The following is a 20127-nucleotide window of genomic DNA, read 5'->3' as shown; positions in this document are numbered from 1 at the left end:
ACCAAAAAAAACCGCGGCCCAAGCCGCGGTTTTTTACTCATCGCCTGGGTCAATCGGCAACGATGGCGTACGTTTCGATTTCGACTTTCTGCCAGGGGCGCAGCATCGAATCCACCTGAATCAGGCTGCTGGCCGGGCGAATGGCGTCGAACACCTCGCTGTGTGCCTTGGCGACGGAGGCGGCATCGTTGATATCCCGCAGGTAGACCACGGTGCGCACTACGTCTTCAGGGCCCATGCCCGCCTCGGCCAACACTTTGTTGACGGTGACGAGAATGGCCTGGGCCTGTTCGTAAGCATTGCTGTGTTCGTAATCGGGTGAGGCGCAGGTGCCGGAGATGTGCAGGTGGTTGCCAACGCGAACGGCGCGGGAATAACCGAACACGTTTTCGTACTGACCGCCCGAGGAAATAGTTTGCCGCGCTGTGGTTTTACTGGTCATGGTGGTTCTCATGTTGGGAGGGGTTTACCGGTGGAGTCCTTGACGAACAGGATCGAAATCAGGCCGACCACGGCACCGCCGATCAGGTACCAGGCGGGAATCATCTGGTTGCCGGTGATCGATATCAGCCAGGTATTGATCAGCGGGGCCGTGCCTCCGAACAGCGAGACCGCGACGTTGTAGCTCAAGGCGAGGGCGCTGTAGCGCACGCGGGCCTTGAACAGCGAAGTCATGGTGGCCGGCATCGCTCCTTCAAAAAACAACTGGGCGAGGGTCAGGATCAGCAGGGCGGCCAGCAGCAACCCGACACTCTGGGTATGCAGCAGCATGAAGCAGGGGAACGCCATGACGATCAGCAGCACGCAGCCGGTAATGATCATCCGGTTCCGGCCCAGTCGGTCGGCCAGCAAGCCTGAAACCGGGATCAACACCAGCATGAACAGCGTCGCGGCCATCCCCAGGTTCCTGGCGAACGTATTGCTGTACCCGAGTACGTTTTCCAGATAACCCGGGATGTACCCGAGGATGATGTAGTAGGTCACGTTGAACACGGTGACCAGGCCCATGCATTGCAGGATTTTCGGCCATTCGTTGACCAGTAAGCTGAACAGGCTGGGTTCGGCGCCCGTCGCCTTTCGCAGTTTTTCGTTGGCCTGGATTTCCTTGAACACTGGTGTTTCTTCCAGGCCAAGGCGCAAGTAGAGGGCGATCAGGCCGAGCAGGCCGCCAATCGCAAAGGGTACGCGCCAGCCCCAGTCCTGCATGGCTTGTTCGCCCAGGCCCAGGGTAAACAGGCTGACCACTGCACCGCCCAGCAGGAACCCGGAGATATTGCCGAATTCCAGCCAACTGGTGAAAAAGCTGCGTCGCTCGTCCGGCGAATGCTCGGCGATGAACGTGCAGGAACCGCCGTACTCGCCACCCGCCGACAGGCCCTGGAGCAGACGCATGAGAATCAACAGGACGGGCGCAAACAGGCCGATGCTCGCGTAACTCGGGATCAAGGCAATGGCGAAGGTTGCGACGGCCATCAGCGTGATGCTCAGCGACAGCGCCGTGCGCCGGCCAAACTTGTCGCCAATGGGACCGAACACCAGGCTGCCCAGTGGCCGAATCAGGAAGCCCGCCGCGAAGGTGGCGTAGATCGCCATCAACTGGGTGGTCGGGTTGTCGTTGTGGAAGAACGTCTTGCCGATGATGCCGGCGAGAGAGGAGTAGAGCGCAAAGTCGAACCATTCGACCATATTGCCCAGTGTCACGCCGACGACCGCTTTGGTCAGCCGTTTGCGTGAGGGTTCAGCCGATGCACGGTCGGCGGGAAACCCTTGATGAATCGAGGAAGCGTGAACTTCGCCCATGATATTGCCCTCTGGAATAATTGTAGTGAGGCAGCAGTCAATTGGGAGTGGCAGGCCCACGTCTGATGCGCGGGGCCTGCGGAGGCTGGGGTCATCGCATATACACGCCCCCGGCGATGCACAATGATTCGCCTGTTATGTAGGAGGGTTTGGCGCTCAGTTGCCAGACCCATTCGGCGATTTCTTCGACCCGCGCGGCGCGTTTCAAGGGGATCGATTCGATGGCGGCCTCGATGCGCCCGCCGGCACGGGTGCCTTCGGTATCCACCCAGCCCGGGGCCAGTGCGTTGACCACAATATTGTCGCCGGCCAGTTCGATGGCCAGGGAGCGGGTCATCGACACCACAGCAGCCTTGGAGGCGCTGTAGAGCAACTGGTTTTTCGACACGGTGAACGCATCCACCGAGGCGAAGAACACGATAGCGCCTCCGCCGGCGGCTTTCAGGTGACGGGTGCCGATACGTGCGATGTTCAGTGAGCCCAGCACGTTGATGTCGAATATCTTGCGGTACAGCGCTTCGCTGAAGCTATCCAGGGATGACGTGGGAAAGACCCCCGCCGCATTCACTACGGCTCGCAGCGGTGCCTTGCCGTCCAGGGCGGCATCGAGGGTACGGGCCAGTGTGGCTTCCTGGGTGATGTCGCCGACCACTGGCGAAAAAAAGGGGCTCGCCGGCTGTGTGCTGGGTGTTACGTCCACAGCGACGACGTGCCAGCCTTCAGCCTGAAAGCGCTGTGCGACGGCCTGGCCCATGCCCGAGGAAGTCCCGGTGACGATAACGCTGGAGTGCGGTGCAGTGTTCATAAGGGCTATCCGATCAGGCGTATTGAGGAAGAGGGGTGCCGGGTTGCAGAGCCAGTTCCAGCACATCCAGTTGGCGCTGGGTCTCCTGGTAGTTGCTCAGCCATTCGCGCTTGACGATATCGATGCGTGAGTCGGCCGGCTGCAACTGGGCAAACTTCGCCGCCAGGCCTTGCATGCCACGCTCGCGCAGGGTGAGAAAGCGCATCACTAGCCGGGTCTGCTCGCAATACACCGGCCATTGCGGGCCACGTGGGGCGCCCAGGCCGATGTAGAACAGGCCTTCCAGGTTGGTCGGCAAGGTCATCGCGGCGGTACGCAGCGGAACACCGTCGCGCCATTGCAGCAGGCGTTCATCGAGGAACGGCAGGCGCGTGTTGAAACCGGTAGCCCAGACGATGGTGTCGTAATCGACCTGGCTGCCATCGGTGAACGTGACAGTCTTGCCCTGGATGCTCTCGATACCCGGTGCGACCTTGATTCGGCCGTGCTGGATCCAGTACAGCAGCAAGGTGTTGACCACCGGCGGTTGCGCATCCAGGTCGTAGGTATCCGGTGCCGGTAGCCCGGGGTAATTCTTGTGGGTGCCGACGCTGGCCATGATCAGCATGTTCATGAGCATGTTCTGCTGTTCTGGCGGCAATTGCCCCAGCAGCGGCAGCTCGCCCCGGGGCAGGCCGAACAGGGTCTTGGGCTGGAACAGCTGGCCGCGTCGGATCGCAATGGTGGTGTCCAGGCGAGTCTGGGCGGCATCCACTGCGAGGTCGCATCCGGAGTTGCCAAACCCCACCACCAGCACCTTGCCTTGCACCTGCTGCACGTTGCGGTATTCGCCGGAGTGAATCGACACGCCGGTGAACCCCTTGCTTACTTGCGGGATCTTGCAATCCCACAGGTGACCGTTGGCCACCAGCACGCCGCTGTAGTGTTTGTGGGTGCCGTCTGCCAGGGTCACCTGCCAGCCCGCTTCGCCGTTCTCGTCCAGGGGCTTCAGGCTGCGCACTTCGGTGTTGAAGGTGATCTTTTCGCGCAGGCCGAAGGTGTCGGTGTAGGCGTTCATGTACGCCTTGACCTGATCGCGGCTCGGGTACACCGGATAGTCAGCGGGCATCGGGAACCCGTCAAAGAAGGAACTGCTCTTGGGGGTGATCAGGTGCAAGGCATCGTAGTCGCTGTTCCAGTGACCGCCGATGTTCGCGGACTTTTCGAAGCAGTCCACCTCGAAACCGGCGTCGGTCATGGTCTTCAGCGCCGCCAGCCCTGCGGCCCCGGCACCAATGATGCAGTAGTGATTGGACATGCTGGCTCCCCATTCAAGCGCCTGTTGTGGCGTCGCTGGCTGGAGTATCCCGCTCGGCAAGAGGTGGATGAATGGGCTAAGTCATGTGTTTCCTATAGGTGATCCCTATGGCTAGAGCGTCTCCAGGTGCGCATACAGGTTCTGGATGCGGCTCAAGTGGCTGCGCATCAGGTTGATCAGCACCCGGGTGGGCGGCGAAATAGGCGTGTCGTGGCGATGGATAAAGCCGAATACCTCGAAGATCGCCGGGCTGATCGGCACCCAGCCCAAGCGATCATTGAAGCCCAGCTGATGCAGGATCGGGCGCGTGGCAATCACATCGCCGAGCCCGCGCGCAGCCAGCTCGAAGCCGGTGATCTGGTGCTCCACTTCGATGATCGGGTCCAGCACCTCGCCGCCCTTGGACGCCAATTGCCCCAACAACCGGCGAATCGGGTCGGCGGTGCGCCAGCGCGCCTCGGTGAGAATCAACGGTGCCACCGCCAGGTCGCTGATGGTTTTCGGGCCCTTGAGTCGCTCCGGGTCGGCACTGATATAGCCGACCTGGGCCGACCAGACCGGCTCGCTGACGGTCAGGTTCTGCTGCTTGATCGGCAGCATCACCAGCCCCGCTTCAATTTCGCCCTGGCTCACCAGCTCGGCGATTTCCGAGGAGTTATAGCCGACGATCTTGATCCGCATATCCGGGTGCTGGGTGCGGAACTGCTCGATCAGGTCCGTGAGGAAATAGTGGTGGGCGGTGCCGAAGGTGCCAAAACTGGCCACGCCACCGGACAGTTCACGCACAGCCTGCACCGCTTCATAGCCCTGGCGTGCTGACGTCACCATGCCTTGTGCAAATGGCTGCAGGCGGCGTCCGGCTTCGGTGAGCATCAGTCGGCGATTGGTGCGGATGAACACGTGGGTACCCAGGTGCTCCTCCAGCCGCAGGATCTGCTCGGACAATGAGGGTTGGGAAATATGCAGGCTTTCCGCCGCCTTGGAGAACGTACCGTGCTCGATGGCGGCGAGAAAGTAGTTGAGCTGTTGTAAGGTCATCGCGCTGAACCGTTACCTGTTTGGCTCAACATGACACAGATCAAAGCTGTCGCGAAGAATCAATCACTCCACACGGGCATGCCATGTTCGTCAATTGTCCAGTGCGGGTGGCGCGGTCGCAGGCAGACGCCACCTACCCAGCGTTCTTCCGTTGCATGATCCGGCCAGTAGGCTGCGCCGTTCAGAACCTGGCGACCCAGCGCAGTCAGCGCCAACACCCGCTGTGGCCATGGCAACTGAGCCCCGGACTCGATCAACAGCGGATTCTCGCCATCGATCAACGGCCGCATCAGCGCATGGAACATCATGTCCCCCAGGTACGGCAGCGGTTCGCGCTTGCCCATCAACTCGGCAAACACCCGGCCAAACGGCACAGGCCCGGCCTCATCCACGTAGTGCAGGGACAGGCGCTCGGTCAGTGACAAACCGTCCCGCACACCCGGTAACTCCTGCAACTGCCGACGCAACGCCGGGGCCAGCAAGGGCAGGGCTGTATGGTTGCTCTGGGCCAGTTCCGCCAGCTTGACCGGCGAACTGTCGCAGTACGCCAGCCAGGCCTGCCGCGCCAGCTTCAGCATGTCCTCATCGACCCGCCGACGCTGCGGCCACAACCACGCCAATACTTCAGGCGCCAGTTGGCCGATGCCGATAAAACGCTGCACGCCGGGAATACGATCGACTTCGATCAACTCCAGTTTTTCAGGCAGATGCTCAAGCCCAGCCAGCGCGCGAATCAGGAACAACTGATCGTACGCATCCGCCTCACACCACAACACGCTGTGGCCGGCGCTGCCCAGTTGTTCAAGATGGTGATATTCGTCCGCATGCCGGCGCGCCACTTCGGCCTCATCCATGGCAAACACCTGGCTGATATAGCGGCTGCGAACGGCCTGGTATTGCTCGGCAGGCAGGTCCTGCACCGGGCCCATGCACAATGGGTCAATCAGCATCCGGAAGCGGCCCTTGAACCCCGCCACGCCCAGGCTGTGGGCGATATCGTTGCCACAGCGCCAGTGGGTGGTGCGGGCTTCATCGCTGGCGTCGAAACCTGGATGGCGGGCGGCAAAATCCACCGCATCGACGTGGGCCTTGAGCTTGGGCCAGCTGGGAAAACCGAGTTCCTTGGCGATCGACCATTGGGCGTCGGATAAGGTCGGGGTTGCGGCGGCATCGGCGCTTTTCAGGCGCTGCAAAAGTTCCTTGGCGCGCTTGCGCTGCTGCTCAAGGTTGATACGGCCGTTAGTGGACGAGAATGATTGCGACATACGATCTCCTTGTACAAACCTTGTCCGCTTTAAGGTTGGGAGTCGTAGAAATGTGATATTCAGTCAAGGTCTTGGGCGCAGCCCTTTCCGCGGATGGTGGCGTAGATGGCGCCAGGCGGGAAATATAGGCAGTGCAATGATTGATTGCAAGCCGCCCGGTGGATCGCGCCGGGGTTTTGCACAGGAGACGTTCATGAAAGTTGGTGTGATTTCCGATACCCACGGCTTGCTCCGTGCCGAGGCCCTGGCGGCCCTGGAAGGGTGCGAGCAGATTGTTCACGCCGGGGACATCGGTAGCCCGGAGATCCTTGAGTTGCTGGCCTCGATTGCGCCATTGCATGTGGTGCGCGGCAATAACGACCTCGACGCCGCGTGGGCAGAGCATTTGGCTGACCGGCTGGATTTTGACTTGAACGGCTGGCGGGCGTTGCTGGTGCATGACATTGCCGATGTGCCGAAGGAGCTTGATCCGGGCATCCGGCTGGTGATCACTGGCCACTCTCACAAACCATTGATCGAGTGGCACGGCGAGCGGCTGTTTCTCAACCCTGGCAGTGCAGGGCGGCGACGTTTCAAGTTGCCGGTGACCCTGGCGTTGCTTGAGGTGCGCGAGAAATCCATCAAGCCGCGCCTGGTGTCGCTGGAGCCCAAGCGCTGAAGAACGCTGAGGCGAGGGAGCTTGCTCCCGCTGGGCTGCGCAGCAGCCCCAAGAAATTAACGGTGTTTTTTCAGGTGTATCGCAGTGGCTTTATTGGGGCCGCTTCGCAGCCCAGCGGGAGCAAGCTCCCTCGCCACGGGGGACGTGCCCTGTCTTACCATTTGCGTCTGAATCAGGAACAAGGATCATCAACGCCATGAGCGTATTAGTCGAAACCCGGGCGCTCACGCGGATGGACGAGCGCCGCCAGCTGCAACTGCTGCAGCCCACGAACTTCCAGCTGCACCGCGCCGACCGCCTATCCATCACCGGTTCATCGGGCTCCGGCAAAAGTGTATTCCTTCGGGCACTCGCCTTGCTCGACGCGCCGACCTCAGGGGATATCCTCTGGAACGGGCAGCCCATCGCCAACGCGCAAGTCCCGCAGTATCGCAGCCGCATCAGCTACCTCTCCCAACGCCCGGCGCTGATCGAAGGCACGGTGGAAGACAACTTGCGTTTCCCCTACAGCCTCAAGGCCTTGCATCACTTGAGTTTCGACCCGCAGGCGGTCAAGGCGCTGCTGGCCCACGCGGGCAAGGAGTCGGGCTTTCTGGCAAAAAATGCCGGGGATTTATCCGGTGGTGAGTCCCAGGTGGTGTCACTGATCCGTACCCTGCAACTCAATCCCGATGTGCTGTTGCTGGACGAACCTACCGCCGCTCTCGACCCGGCATCGTCCGGGGAGGTCGAGGCGTTGATCAGTGCCTGGGCCGAAGCGGATAGCGCTCACGCCTATATCTGGGTGTCCCACGACCTTGAGCAGGCGCAACGCATGAGCACCACCCATTTGCATATGGACGCCGGCGTGCTGACGGGGGCCGTGCAGCCATGAATTATCACGACCTCACAGCACTGGACATGGCCATCGCCGCCTCGCTGATCCTGATCAACGGTGCGCTGTCGCTGTTGTTGCGGCTGGGGCTGGAGCGTCAGCTGTTCTGGGCGGCTGTGCGCACGGTGGTGCAGTTGTTGGCGATCGGTTACCTGCTGGGCTGGGTCTTTGAATTTGCCTACTGGTATGTGGTGCTGCCGCTGATGTGCCTGATGACTCTGATCGCCGGGCTCTCGGCTGCCGGGCGTGGGAAGCGGACCTATGCGGGGCAGCGGGCCGACAGTATTGTGTCGGTGTGGGGCAGTTCCTGGTTGGTGACGGCTGTTGGCCTGTTCGCGATTATCCGGATTCACCCGTGGTACGAGCCGCAGTATGCGATTCCGATCCTTGGGATGATTCTGGGTAATACGCTTACCGGGGTGTCTCTGGGGATTGAGCGTATGACTCAGGAGCTGACCTCCGGTCGCAATACCATCGAGATGATTCTGGCCCTCGGTGGTTCACGCTGGGAGGCGGCGCAGGATGCGATTCGCCAGGCTGTGCGGGCCGGGATGATTCCGACGCTGAACCAGATGACGGTGGTGGGGATTGTGAGCTTGCCGGGGATGATGACTGGCCAGGTGCTGGCCGGGGAAAGTCCGGTGGACGCGGTGCGTTATCAGATTGTGATTATGTTTTTGATCGCTGCGTCGTCGGCGTTGGGCACGGTAGGTGCGGTGTTGCTGACCTACCGTCGACTGTTTTCAGCCAGCCATCGTTTCCTGCGGTTCAGGCTCGAAGAGCGGGTGTAGCGCAGGCGCTATCGGATCCCCAAAATGCACCGCAACCCTGTGGGAGCTGTCGAGATCCGGTTCAATCACCCACACCAAAATCCAGCAACACCTTCATCGCCTGGCTCTTGTCCGCCGCCAGTTCAAACGCCTGCACCGCCTCGCTGAACGGCACGGTGTGGGAGATCACCGGACGCACATCAATCACCTGGCGATTGAGCAAATCCACCGCCTGGGCAAACTCCGAATGGAAGCGGAAGGTGCCCCGCAAGTCGATCTCCCTGCTCACCAGCATATTCAACGGCAGCGAGACCTCGCCACCCAGACCGACCGTCACCAGCACGCTGCGCGGGGCCATGCACTCCAGGCCGTTGCGCAGGGCCTGGGCGCTGCCGGAGACTTCGAACATCACGTCGAAGTAGCCTTTTTCGGCGGTATACCGCTTCAACGCGTCGGCGTCTTCCGCCAGGTTATGAGTACGGCTGGCGCCCATTTTTTCGGCGCAGGCCAAGGGCCCGGCAGCCAGGTCCACCGCAACAATTTCCCTCGCGCCCGCTGCCCGCAGGCTGCCGATCAACAGGTTGCCGATGGGCCCGCACCCGGTGACCAATACCCGTTTGCCGAACACCACCCCGGCACGCTGGATGGCATGCAAACCCACAGACAACGGTTCAGCCATTGCACCCTCGGCAAGGCTCACATGATCGGCCAACGGGTGCGCCTGGTGCGTTTCGATCACCAGGCTTTGTTGAAACGCACCCTGCACGTGAGGGAAGGGCATCGCGCTGCCGTAGAAACGCATGTTCAGGCAATGGTTCGGCAGCCCTTGATGGCAATAACGGCAACGCCCGCAAGGCCGCGACGGCGAGACCGACAAGCGTTGGCCAATCTTGAACGGCCCGTCTTCACGGCCCACCGCCTCGATCACCGCCGACACTTCGTGGCCGAGCACCATCGGCTCGCGCAACCGCACGGTGCCGAAGCCGCCGTGCTGGTAGTAATGAAGGTCCGAGCCGCAGATCCCGCCCCGGGCAATGCGCACCCGCAGTTGGTCGGGCGTCAGTGCCTGGGGTTCGGTTTGCGGTTCTACCCGCAGGTCTTTCGAGGCATGGCAGACAATCGCGTGCATGAAATTCTCCAGGTTACAGCGAGGCGGTGATGCCACCGTCCACGTACAGGATATGACCGTTGACGAAACTTGCCGCGGCGCTGGCAAGGAATACCGCAGCGCCCGCCAGTTCGGCGACGTCACCCCAGCGCCGGCTCGGTGTGCGCTGCACCAGCCAGTCGCTGAATTCGGGGTTGGCCACCAGATTGGCGTTCAGTTCGGTCTTGAAATAGCCGGGGCCGATGCCATTCACCGTCAGCCCGTGGGGGCCCCAGTCGATGGCCATGCCTTTTGTGAGCATTTTCAGCGCGCCTTTGCTGGCGGCATACGGGGCGATGCCCGGGCGCCCCAGTTCGCTTTGCACCGAGCAGATATTGATGATGCGCCCCCGCTTGCGCGGGATCATCGCCCGGGCCACGGCCTGGCCGACCAGGAAGGCGCTGTCCAGGTTGGTGCTCATCAACTCGCGCCAGTGGGTTTCGCTGTAGTCCTCCAGCGGCCCACGACGTTGCATGCCCGCGTTGTTGACGAGGATGTCCAGCGGGCCCAGGCGCTCTTCGATCTCCGCCACGGCGGCCAACACCGCCGCGCCGTCGGTGACATCGAACGCCTGGGTGTGCACCTCCAGGCCTTCCGCCGCCAGCAACGCGGCACTGTCACGCAAGGTGCTGCGGTTGCGCCCGTTGAGCACTACCCGTGCGCCAGCCTGGGCCAGGCCACGGGCGATGGCCAGGCCGATGCCGGCGCTGGAGCCGGTGATCAAGGCCAGGCGGCCATCGAGGCGGAAACTGTCTAAAACACGCTGCATGGGGCGATCTCCGAAGACTGAGACAGGTGATCAACACTATCAATCCGAGTGCGGGGCGCCGCTCTCATTGTTATACGTCAAACCCTGTCATATCGTGCATCACGGGCTTTACTTCAGCGCAGCCCGGGCCCGGCGTCCAATTTTCATTTGTGATGGGGTGATCAATAATCGTGATAACCGGAGCCAACCTGATGGAACTCAAGCACCTGCGCGCCTTTGTCGTGCTCGCCCAGGAACTGCATTTCGGCCGGGCGGCCGCGCAGTTGTCGATCGTGCAACCGGCGCTGAGCATGCAGATCAAACTGCTCGAAAGCGGCCTGGGCGTGCGCCTGCTCGACCGCAACCGGCACTCGGTCACACTGACGGAAGCCGGGCGGGTGTTTCTGCCGGAAGCCCTCGCCACCCTGCACCAGGCTGCCCGCGCCGCCGATGCCGCCCGGGCTTCGAACCGCGGGGAGATCGGCCGGGTGCGCCTGGGATTTGTCTCGTCGGTATTGCCGCAATTGCTGCCGGGGTTGATTCGTGCGGTGCACCAGCGCTACCCGCGAATTGAACTGGAGCTCAAGGACATGCCCGGCCCGGATCAGGCGGCTGCGTTGAAAAACGGCCAGCTGGATTTCGGCCTGATGCGTTTGCCGGCGGCCTATCCCGGCGTGCAGACCCTTGAGGTGCTGCAGGAAAGCTTCGTGGTCGCCTTGCCCGGCGAGCATCCGTTGGCGACCCAGGAAACCATTCAGCCGACGGACTTGCTCAAGGTGCCGGTGTTCATCCTGGCCCGGCGTTATGCACCGGGTTTCTACGATGAATTCGTGCAGGCGATGGGCGTGCCGCTGGAGATCGCCTCCGAACTCGGCGAGTTCACCACCATGCTGGCGCTGGTCTCGGCCGGGCTGGGTGTGGGTGTGTTACCGCTGCAGGCGGCCCGGGCGCTGCCGGCCAATTGCGTGTCCAGGCACCTGGCGTTGGGGGCGTTCCGGGCCAGGACCGGCCTGGCGTGGACCGAGCTCGACAGCCCGGTGAAAACCACCCTGTTCAACCTGATCGACGAGTTGTTTGGCGATTGATTGTTTCATCCGGTGAAATGCTGGATTGTAAAAACTGGCTATTCTGCTGCGTGCCGTAGCGGTGGAACATAAGCGTCATCGACCCGATCACCGGGTCGAGTCCCTGGCACATCGCGGAGCCCGTCATGATCAAACTGTACCGTTACCCCTTGTCTGGCCATTCCCACCGGGTTGAGTTGATGCTGTCGCTGCTGGGCGTGCCCGCTGAGCGGGTGCACGTCGATCTGAAGCAAGGCGCGCACAAAACCCCTGAGTTCCTGGCCACCCTCAACAGCTTCGGCCAGGTGCCGGTGATCGATGATAACGGCTTGGTGCTGGCGGACTCCAACGCGATCCTGGTGTACCTCGCCGGCCAATATGGCACCGCCCAGTGGCTGCCGACCGAGCCTTTGGCCCAGGCCCGTGTGCAGCGTTGGCTCTCGGCTGCGGCAGGACCACTGCACACCGGGCCGGCTGCGGCGCGATTGATCACTGTGTTCGGTGCCGCGCTGGATGCCGAGGCGACCATCAGCCGCTCCCACGCATTCCTCAAAGTGGTAGAGCACCAGTTGGAGCAGAGTCGTTTTCTCACTGGTGACCTGCCGACGATTGCCGATATCGCGCACTACACCTACATCGCCCATGCGCCGGAGGGGAATGTCGCGCTGGACGACTATCCGCAGGTTCGCGCCTGGCTGGGCAGTATCGAGGCGCTGCAGGGGTTTGTGGGTATGCAACGCACCGCTGTGGGCCTGGCGAAGGTTTGAAGATTTTGTGGCGAGGGAGCTTGCTCCCGCTGGACCGGGCTGGCGCTCCAGTGCGCAGCGCTCCCAGGATTTTGGGGCCGCTACGCTGCCCAGCGGGAGCAAGCTCCCTCGCCACAACCGCTCCCAAGCCACTGGTTTGGTGGACCACATTCGATTAAGGGGACCCATGGACCGTTTCCAGGAAATGCAGATTTTCCTCGCCGTCGCCGAAGAACAGGGCTTTGCCGCGGCGGCCCGGCGCCTGAACATCTCGCCCCCCAGCGTGACCCGCGCGATGGCCGCGATGGAGGCGCGTATTGGCACCCAGTTGCTTTCGCGCACCACCCGCAGCCTGCACCTGAGCGAGGCCGGCCAGCGTTACCTCGACGATTGCCGGCGTATCCTCGCGGAGTTGACTGAGGCCGAAGAAGCGGCAGCGGGCAGCTTCTCGATCCCGTGGGGGCACCTGACGGTCACCGCGCCGGTGTTGTTCGGCGAGTTGTTCGTCGCGCCAATCCTGGGGGAGTACCTGGACCTGTTTGCCCAGGTCAGCATCAACGCCTTGCTGGTGGACCGTGTGGTCAACATGACCGATGAAGGCGTCGATGTGGCCGTGCGCATCGGGCATTTGCAGGAACCCGGCCAGCAGGCGATCAAGGTCGGCGAGGTGCGTCGCGTAGTGTGCGCGGCGCCGGCTTACCTTGAGCGGCACCGGCCACTGCACCCCGGGCAACTGCGTGAGGCGAAGATTGTCACGTCGTCTTCCAGCCAGTTGGTCAGCGAATGGCAGTTCAGGGAAGGCGGCCAGCCGTTGAGCGTGGCCGTTGAGCCGCGCCTGGTAGTCACCGCCAACAACGCGGCGATCAACCTCGCGCGCCTGGGCTGGGGCGTCACACGGGTGTTGTCTTATCAGGTGGCCAGCGATGTGCGTGCAGGCGCACTGGAGATCATCCTGCAAGACTTCGAACCGCCGGCCTTGCCGATCCATGTGGTATTCCAGAACAACGCCCGGGTACCGGCGAAGGTCAACACGTTCGTGGATTTTCTGGTCAGCCGGCTGGGGCAGGATGCTGCGCTCAACCCATCGATGCAGCGGCCGGCCTGATGGACCGCTATCGCGACATGCAGATCTTCCAGGCGCTGTCCCGGCAGCCGAGCCTGGCCGCGGCAGCCCGCTGCCTGGGCATCTCGGGACCCACTGTGATCCGCGCGATTGACCGGCTGGAGACGCGCTTGCGGGTGCCATTGGTACAGCGCAGCACCCGGGGCATTCGCCTCACCGAAGCCGGGGCGACGTTCATGGCCGACTGTTCGCGGATCCTTGACGGCGTGAGCGCCGCCGAAGCATCTGCCCAGGGTGCGCACGCGCAGGCCGAGGGAAACCTGCGGGTGTTTTTTCCGTTGCTGTTCAGCCGTTATGTGATGGCGCCGCTGTTGGCCGGCTACCTGGAGCGCTATCCCGGAGTCCGCCTGTTTGCCCATTACCACGATCATTATCCGAACCTGAATGAAGACGGCCTGGACGTGGCAGTCCTGGTGGGGGAACTGCCCGGTTCATCCCTGATTGCCCGGCCCGTGGGCCATGTGCGCAACATCGTCTGCGCCAGCCCCGGCTATCTGCAAAGCCATGGCGAACCGATGCAACCGGAGGCGCTCAAGGAGCATCGGCTGGTCGCCAGCCAGGCGTATTCGAATTGGGTGCAGTGGGATTTCCAGGGCGCCAGCATCAAGGCCCGGGCGCGTCTCGGTTGCACCACGGTGCAGGGCGCGATCAATGCGGCGGTGCAGGGCGCAGGGTTGATCCGGTGCTTGAGCTACCCGGTGCACGAGCACCTGGCGAGCGGGCAACTGTGTCGAGTATTGCAGGCCCATGAACCGCCGCCGCTGCCGGTGCATGTGGTCTACCGCGAAGGGCGCAACGCTTCGATGCGGGTGCGCAGTTTTGTCGATTTCAGCGTGGCGGCATTGCGTGAACATCCGGCGTTTCATTCACCGAGGGCTTGATCATGAATCACCAGGACGCGTCCCCCGTTTCGCCATGGCATGCCGGCGAGCGGCAGTTGCAGCAAAGTGCCGGCGTGGCCGAGCGCATGGAGGTGATCGGCGCGAAGGTGATACGGGATCACTTGCCGGAGCAGCATCGGGCTTTTTATGAGTTGTTGCCCTATCTGGTCGTGGGGGCCGTGGATGAGCAGGGGCTGCCCTGGGCCACGCTGCTGGAGGGCACGCCGGGGTTTGCGTATTCGCCGGACCCCTACAGCTTGCGTATCGACAGCCTGCCTGCGGAGAGTGACCCCGCCGGGAGCGGGCTGAAACAAGGCGCGTCGGTCGGGCTGTTGGGCATTGACCTGAATACGCGGCGGCGTAATCGCATGAATGGGGTTATTGGGGCTGCCGGCGTCGACGGATTTACCGTGGCGGTGGTGCACACGTTTGGAAATTGCCCGAAGTACATCCAGTTGCGTGCGGTGGATCCGGGGGCCCGGGGGCAGCGCGCTGCGGGAGGTATTGTGCGGCGCGCGAACTCGCTCGATGACGCTGACCGGGCGCTGATTCGCAGCGCTGATACGTTTTTCGTCGCCAGCTATGTGGACCTGGAAGGAGATGCGGCCAAGCGTTCGGTGGACGTTTCACACCGAGGCGGCAACAGTGGGTTTGTGCGCGTGGAGGGAGAGGTGCTGACGATTCCCGATTTTACCGGCAACTCGTTTTTCAACACCTTGGGCAATGTGCAGGTCAACCCGGTTGCGGGCTTGCTGTTCGTGGATTTTGCTACGGGTGATGTGTTGCAGGTGGCCGGGCGGGCCGAGGTGATTCTTGAAGGAGATGAACTGGCCACGTTCGAGGGGGCTGAGCGGTTGTGGAAGGTGACCGTGGAACACGTGGTCCGACGGGATGCGGCGCTGGCGCTGCGTTGGCAGTTCGAGGGGTTTTCTCCCTACAGCCTGGCGTTGGGGCCTTGGAAAGCCTGAGAGTGCTGCCGAGCCACTCGTGCGACTGAGTTAAAACTCAATTGCGCGGTAGGCGGTGTTTGGTGTCGGGGAATGACGCGATACTCCGTCGGGTTTTTGCCTGCCCAATAAAGGGCTGTCCCGAGGTTTCCCAATGAATGCACCAAGCCGCCTTGCGCTGCTGATCACCGCCACGGCTGCCCTCAGCGCCTGTGGCGATTCCTCCAAACTGCCGTTTCAGGCCGGTGTGGGGCCAAGCCCGCAACTGCCCGAACCCACTGCATCACTGATCCCGACACTCAAGGTTTCCAAGGCTGTCGGCTGGCCCGGTAATGCCCAGCCAACGGCGCCCGATGGGTTCACGGTAACGGCGTTGGCCGCGGACCTTGACCATCCGCGCTGGGTGTACACCTTGCCCAATGGCGACGTGCTGGTAGCCGAGAGTAACCATCCGCCCATGCCTGAAGGTGCCACGGACGGCGGCACGGGTTTGCTCGCCTGGGCGCGTCGTAACGCGATGGGGTTTGTGATGGGGCGGGTCGGTGCCGATACGCCGAGCGCCGACCGGATCACGCTGCTGCGGGACGCCGACGGTGATGGGCGTGCCGAGGTGAAGAGTGAGTTTCTCGGTGGGCTGACGTCGCCGTTTGGCATGGCGTTGGTGGGGGATGAGTTGTATATCGGCAATGCCGATGCGGTGGTCAAGGTGCCTTATGTTCGGGGCCAGACTCACATCGATGCCGTGCCGGTGAAGGTCACTGATCTGCCGGCCGGGATCAATCATCACTGGACCAAAAACGTCCTGGCCAATCCTGAGGGTACCAAGCTTTATGTGACCGTCGGGTCCAACAGCAATGTGGGTGAGAATGGGCTTGACGCCGAGGAAGGGCGTGCTGCGATCTGGGAGTTGGATCTTGCCAGTGGGCAGAAGCGTCTGTTCGCCAGTGGGTTGCGCAATCCCAATGGGCTGGCGTGGAAACCCGGCTCTACGCAGTTGTGGACGGTGGTCAACGAGCGCGACGAGATCGGCAGCGATCTGGTGCCGGATTACCTGACGTCGGTGCGGGACGGCGCGTTCTACGGTTGGCCGTGGAGTTATTACGGGGCTCACGTTGACAGCCGGGTGCAGCCGCCGCGTCCGGACAAGGTCGCCCAGGCGATTGCACCGGACTACGCGCTGGGGACTCACGTTGCGCCGTTGGGCCTGACTTTTTCCGATGCGCGGGGGATGCCAGCGGTGTTTGCCGATGGGGTATTTGTGGGGGAGCATGGATCCTGGAACCGTAATCCGCAGGCGGGGTACAAGGTGGTGTTTATTCCGTTCCGGGACGGAAAGCCGTCGGGTGTGCCTGTTGATTTCCTGACTGGGTTTTTAAATGGTGATGGAGAGGCTCAGGGGCGTCCGGTGGGTGTAGCGTTGGACGGGCAGGGCGCGTTGCTGGTGGCGGATGATGTGGGGAACAAGGTGTGGCGGGTGGCACGGGTAAGGCCTTAGGGTTTTGCTCTTACAGCGGCTCACGGTCCACTGTAGGAGCTGGCTTGCCGGCGATGGCATCAACTGGGTGTACCTGATGCACCGAGGTGTCTGCATCGCMGGCAAGCCAGCTCCCACAGAAAAGCAGMTYTGCTTTTGCTYTTAACACTCAGGTCGGCTTTCAGGCCGCCGTGCTCTTGCYTTTGCTTACTTTGGGGCTTTTCCAAAGTGAGCCGCTGTAAGAGCGGAACCATAAGCAGCCGTTACCGCAGCAACGGATATGTACTCAAGATCACCCCCGGTCCAAGGCCACCCCCTCCCGAGCCTTGCGCCTGTTCTTGATCCCATAACAAACCCACATAAACACCACCCAAACTGGAATCGCATACACCGACACCTGAATCCCCGGAATCAGCAGCATCACCCCAAGAATAAACACCACAAACGCCAGGCAAACATAATTCCCATACGGATACCAAAGCGCCTTGAACAACGGCACCTGCCCCGTCCGATCCATATGCTGCCTAAACTTGAAATGCGAAAAACTGATCATCGCCCAGTTGATCACCAGGGTCGCCACCACCAGCGACATCAACAACTCCAGCGCATGCTGCGGAATCAGGTAATTCATCAACACCGCCACCAGCGTAATCGCCGCCGACGCCAGGATCGACCGCACCGGCACCCCACGCTTGTCGATCTTCGCCAATGCCCGCGGCGCATCACCCTGCTCGGCCATCCCCAACAGCATCCGGCTATTGCAGTAAGTGCCGCTGTTGTAGACCGACAACGCCGCCGTCAGCACCACAAAGTTGAGAATATGCGCTGCCGTGTTACTGCCCAACATCGAAAACACCTGCACAAACGGACTGCCGCTATAGGCGTCCCCGGAGGCATTCAGGGTCTCCAGCAAGCTGTCCCAAGGCGTCAACGACAACAGCACCACCAACGCGCCGATGTAGAAAATCAGGATCCGGTAGATCACCTGGTTGATCGCCTTCGGAATCACCGTGCGTGGCTTGTCCGCCTCAGCCGCAGTAAACCCGAGCATCTCCAGGCCGCCAAACGAGAACATGATGATCGCCATGGCCATCACCAAACCACCCACGCCATGGGGAAAGAACCCGCCGTGCTCCCACAGGTTGGTCACCGAGGCTTGTGGCCCGCCGGTGCCGCTCACCAGCAGGTAACTGCCCAGGGCGATCATGCCGACAATGGCGACCACCTTGATGATCGCAAACCAGAACTCGGCCTCGCCGAAGACTTTGACGTTGGAAAGATTGATCACATTGATCAACACAAAAAACGCCGCCGCCGACACCCAGGTCGGGATCTCGGGCCACCAGCAGTGCACATACTTGCCAACTGCCGTCAGCTCCGACATGCCCACCAGGATGTACAAAATCCAGCAGTTCCAGCCCGACAGGAAGCCGGCGAAACCGCCCCAATACTTGTGGGCAAAGTGGCTGAAGGAACCGGCCACCGGCTCTTCGACGATCATCTCGCCCAGCTGGCGCATGATCATGAAGGCAATAAAGCCGCAGATGGCATACCCGAGGATCATCGACGGCCCGGCGGATTTCAGCACGCCGGCCGACCCCAGGAACAACCCGGTGCCAATCGCGCCACCGAGGGCGATCAGTTGGATATGGCGATTTTTCAGGCCGCGCTTCAGTTCGCCTGAATGCGAGTTGGCTTCACTCATGGAAAGGGTCTCACGCAAGGTTTGAGGGTGCTCATGGAGGGGTGCTGCTTTGGTAACGGGCTACAGCAGCGCCGATCAAACCCCGGTCCAGCGTTTTTTCTTACGGTCATACGTCACCTGTTGTTTTTATCTGTGACGAAATCGAACCCGACGGGCTTGTGGCCAGGCGGAATGAACAAGGCGGATAGCCCTGAGAGAGTGGGATCACAGTAAAACGCGGCGCATTGTACACCGCCAAACCTGTCTGGGCTGACAGGATGCGGTGCGGCAGATAGGAGGGACATTAGGAAAATTCTTTCAGATAACGAGAAGTTGACGAAAGGACGATTCCTACAAAACCATGCAACCAACTCTCTGTTTCATCGACATAAACCAAATCGCCATCAAAACGGAATAAAAAATCCAAATGGAACCGTGTCAATAAAAATTTTGCAATCCCAAACACTCTCTTCTAGGTTCATCCACTTGCCCAGCGCAGCAAGCTGGCAAGCTCGTTCTCAAACAACGTCATCTAGGAGATTCACCATGCAAGCACTGGAAAATGACCTGGAAACCGAACTGCAACTCGACGATTGGTTTGAAGCGCCGACCCATGAGGCCGCCGTTGAAATGATGCAAGCCGACGCCGTCGTGCCGTTCGGCACCGCGATGTGGCCTTTCTAATCTGATCAGGCACCCCGGCAGGTGCGGGACGCCGCACCTGCCACTGCTCCTACCGAAGGCTTTGAAGGAAGGACGTCATGGACAAGGCCCGCGCCGTCGAACATTTTCTCTACTACCTCGCCCATCACCCGGCCCTCGCCGGCCTGCACCGCCCCACCATTTTGCTCGGCCATACCGAACGCTACGACGCCATCGCCCAATCGATCATCCAGGGCAGCGCCGCGCGTTTCGACTTCCAGGTACAACGCCTGGACCAAGCCCCCAGCGAAACGCTGGCCAAGGCCATCGAAGGCTGTGACCTGTACATGTTTCTCTACGATTCCTCGACCCTGCCCAACCCACGCGCCGAAGGCCCGGACTTTATCCGTGCCCTGCAAGACGTGATGGCCGAGCACTGGAAAAAATCCCTGCTGCTCAAGGACTACGGCGACTATTTCTACGACACCTTCAGCGTCGCCCCACAGCGAATTGCCGACCTCAACGCCACGTTGATCCGGCGCATGTCCCAGGCCCGCGTGCTGAGCTTCACCGACCAGCATGGCTCGCGCCTTGAAGCGCCCATGAGCAGCATCAAGAAGTGGACCAATATCAACGGCGTCGGCAACCACGACCTGGCGCCCGGCGAGATCGCGACCCACAGCGAGGCCATCAACGGCCAGGTGCGGTTCGTCGGCACCTTCCTCAGCACCATTCCCTTTGCGCGCAAATACGGCGTGCTGCAATCACCGCTGGAACTGTGGATCGAGAACTCGACCATCTGCACCGTGGCCAGCGAAGTGCCGGGGCTGGCGGATGACTTCAACAAATACCTGAATGCCAACCCGTCCAATCGCCGGGTGGAAGAACTGGGCATTGGCACCAATGAAGGCGTGAAGGATTTGTATGCGCGCAACGCCGGCTTTGAAGAGCGTCATTGCGGGCTGCACCTGGGATTGGGTGGCGGGCAGAAAGGCAGCCACCACCTGGACCTGATCTTCGCCAGCGGCGTGTTGGCCCTCGACGATAAACCCGTGTTCGATGGGGCTTTCATGTTCTGACACGCCCGCCAAAACAATGGAGATCAACTGTGGGAGCGGGCTTGCTCGCGAATGCGGTGGGTCAGTCACTGGATGTATCAACTGA

The 20127-nt window shown here is 61.6% G+C and carries 20 protein-coding genes; 11 read left to right on the top strand and 9 right to left on the bottom strand.

Features of this window, described 5'->3' with window-relative positions:
• Positions 1 to 49 precede the first annotated feature (49 nt).
• The 6 genes from A462_RS23070 to A462_RS23095 form a co-directional block, all read right to left on the bottom strand.
• Positions 50 to 442, bottom strand: coding sequence for a Rid family hydrolase (locus tag A462_RS23070; protein ID WP_003208292.1), 393 nt, complete (start codon positions 440 to 442; stop codon positions 50 to 52).
• Between the two features lie 8 nt (positions 443 to 450).
• Complete coding sequence (locus tag A462_RS23075) at positions 451 to 1800, bottom strand: MFS transporter (RefSeq protein ID WP_008433139.1); 1350 nt, start codon at positions 1798 to 1800, stop codon at positions 451 to 453.
• A gap of 91 nt (positions 1801 to 1891) precedes the next feature.
• Positions 1892 to 2605 (bottom strand): SDR family NAD(P)-dependent oxidoreductase, encoded by a 714-nt coding sequence (locus A462_RS23080; RefSeq protein ID WP_032899103.1) that lies wholly within the window; start codon positions 2603 to 2605, stop codon positions 1892 to 1894.
• Positions 2606 to 2618: 13 nt separating this feature from the next.
• On the bottom strand, positions 2619 to 3902 hold the full coding sequence (locus A462_RS23085; RefSeq protein WP_008433135.1) for a flavin-containing monooxygenase: 1284 nt from the start codon (positions 3900 to 3902) through the stop codon (positions 2619 to 2621).
• Positions 3903 to 4013: 111 nt separating this feature from the next.
• A complete protein-coding gene (locus A462_RS23090; protein ID WP_003208286.1) occupies positions 4014 to 4940 on the bottom strand; it encodes a LysR family transcriptional regulator in 927 nt (308 codons plus the stop codon).
• Between the two features lie 59 nt (positions 4941 to 4999).
• Positions 5000 to 6205: a DUF1835 domain-containing protein gene (locus A462_RS23095; protein WP_008433131.1), complete on the bottom strand. Its 1206-nt coding sequence runs from the start codon at positions 6203 to 6205 to the stop codon at positions 5000 to 5002.
• A 193-nt stretch (positions 6206 to 6398) separates the two neighbouring features.
• On the opposite strand from A462_RS23095, the gene A462_RS23100 reads away from it, so the two are divergent.
• From A462_RS23100 to A462_RS23110, 3 genes are all read left to right on the top strand, one after another.
• On the top strand, positions 6399 to 6863 hold the full coding sequence (locus A462_RS23100) for a metallophosphoesterase family protein (protein WP_003208282.1): 465 nt from the start codon (positions 6399 to 6401) through the stop codon (positions 6861 to 6863).
• A 196-nt stretch (positions 6864 to 7059) separates the two neighbouring features.
• Entirely contained in the window at positions 7060 to 7737 is a 678-nt protein-coding gene (locus tag A462_RS23105; RefSeq protein WP_003208280.1) for an ABC transporter ATP-binding protein, read from the top strand.
• Entirely contained in the window at positions 7734 to 8528 is a 795-nt protein-coding gene (locus A462_RS23110) for an ABC transporter permease (protein ID WP_003208279.1), read from the top strand. Before A462_RS23105 ends, A462_RS23110 begins: the two co-directional genes overlap by 4 nt.
• A gap of 61 nt (positions 8529 to 8589) precedes the next feature.
• Here the strand turns inward: A462_RS23110 and A462_RS23115 are convergent, their stop codons facing one another.
• Positions 8590 to 9636 carry an L-idonate 5-dehydrogenase gene (locus tag A462_RS23115; RefSeq protein WP_008433128.1) on the bottom strand — a complete coding sequence of 349 codons (1047 nt, stop codon included), beginning with the start codon at positions 9634 to 9636 and terminating at the stop codon, positions 8590 to 8592.
• A gap of 13 nt (positions 9637 to 9649) precedes the next feature.
• Entirely contained in the window at positions 9650 to 10423 is a 774-nt protein-coding gene (locus A462_RS23120) for a glucose 1-dehydrogenase (protein WP_008433127.1), read from the bottom strand.
• 191 nt (positions 10424 to 10614) lie between these two features.
• Here A462_RS23120 and A462_RS23125 point away from each other — a divergent pair, with 191 nt between their 5' ends.
• From A462_RS23125 to A462_RS23150, 6 genes are all read left to right on the top strand, one after another.
• Positions 10615 to 11487 (top strand): LysR family transcriptional regulator, encoded by an 873-nt coding sequence (locus tag A462_RS23125; RefSeq protein ID WP_003208273.1) that lies wholly within the window; start codon positions 10615 to 10617, stop codon positions 11485 to 11487.
• Positions 11488 to 11612: 125 nt separating this feature from the next.
• On the top strand, positions 11613 to 12233 hold the full coding sequence (locus tag A462_RS23130) for a glutathione S-transferase family protein (protein ID WP_008433123.1): 621 nt from the start codon (positions 11613 to 11615) through the stop codon (positions 12231 to 12233).
• Positions 12234 to 12399: 166 nt separating this feature from the next.
• Positions 12400 to 13317, top strand: a complete 918-nt coding sequence (locus A462_RS23135; RefSeq protein WP_008433122.1) for a LysR family transcriptional regulator — start codon at positions 12400 to 12402, stop codon at positions 13315 to 13317.
• Complete coding sequence (locus tag A462_RS23140) at positions 13317 to 14216, top strand: LysR family transcriptional regulator (RefSeq protein ID WP_008433119.1); 900 nt, start codon at positions 13317 to 13319, stop codon at positions 14214 to 14216. The genes A462_RS23135 and A462_RS23140 overlap by 1 nt, the downstream gene beginning before the upstream one ends.
• A 2-nt stretch (positions 14217 to 14218) precedes the next feature.
• Positions 14219 to 15184: a pyridoxamine 5'-phosphate oxidase family protein gene (locus A462_RS23145; RefSeq protein WP_008433118.1), complete on the top strand. Its 966-nt coding sequence runs from the start codon at positions 14219 to 14221 to the stop codon at positions 15182 to 15184.
• Between the two features lie 133 nt (positions 15185 to 15317).
• The gene (locus A462_RS23150; protein WP_008433115.1) at positions 15318 to 16658 is read left to right on the top strand and encodes a PQQ-dependent sugar dehydrogenase; all 1341 of its coding nucleotides are present in this window, start codon (positions 15318 to 15320) and stop codon (positions 16656 to 16658) included.
• 271 nt (positions 16659 to 16929) lie between these two features.
• Here the strand turns inward: A462_RS23150 and A462_RS23155 are convergent, their stop codons facing one another.
• The gene (locus A462_RS23155; RefSeq protein ID WP_008433113.1) at positions 16930 to 18342 is read right to left on the bottom strand and encodes an amino acid permease; all 1413 of its coding nucleotides are present in this window, start codon (positions 18340 to 18342) and stop codon (positions 16930 to 16932) included.
• 525 nt (positions 18343 to 18867) lie between these two features.
• On the opposite strand from A462_RS23155, the gene A462_RS34585 reads away from it, so the two are divergent.
• Together A462_RS34585 and A462_RS23165 are read left to right on the top strand one after the other, a co-directional pair.
• The gene (locus A462_RS34585) at positions 18868 to 19005 is read left to right on the top strand and encodes a hypothetical protein (protein ID WP_003175756.1); all 138 of its coding nucleotides are present in this window, start codon (positions 18868 to 18870) and stop codon (positions 19003 to 19005) included.
• A 77-nt stretch (positions 19006 to 19082) separates the two neighbouring features.
• Complete coding sequence (locus A462_RS23165) at positions 19083 to 20042, top strand: hypothetical protein (RefSeq protein ID WP_008433109.1); 960 nt, start codon at positions 19083 to 19085, stop codon at positions 20040 to 20042.
• Positions 20043 to 20127: the final 85 nt, after the last annotated feature.

The organism is Pseudomonas sp. Ag1 (assembly GCF_000278565.1).
In the GTDB taxonomy this organism is placed as follows: Bacteria; Pseudomonadota; Gammaproteobacteria; order Pseudomonadales; family Pseudomonadaceae; genus Aquipseudomonas.
This window is presented reverse-complemented; position numbering and strand designations above follow the sequence as displayed.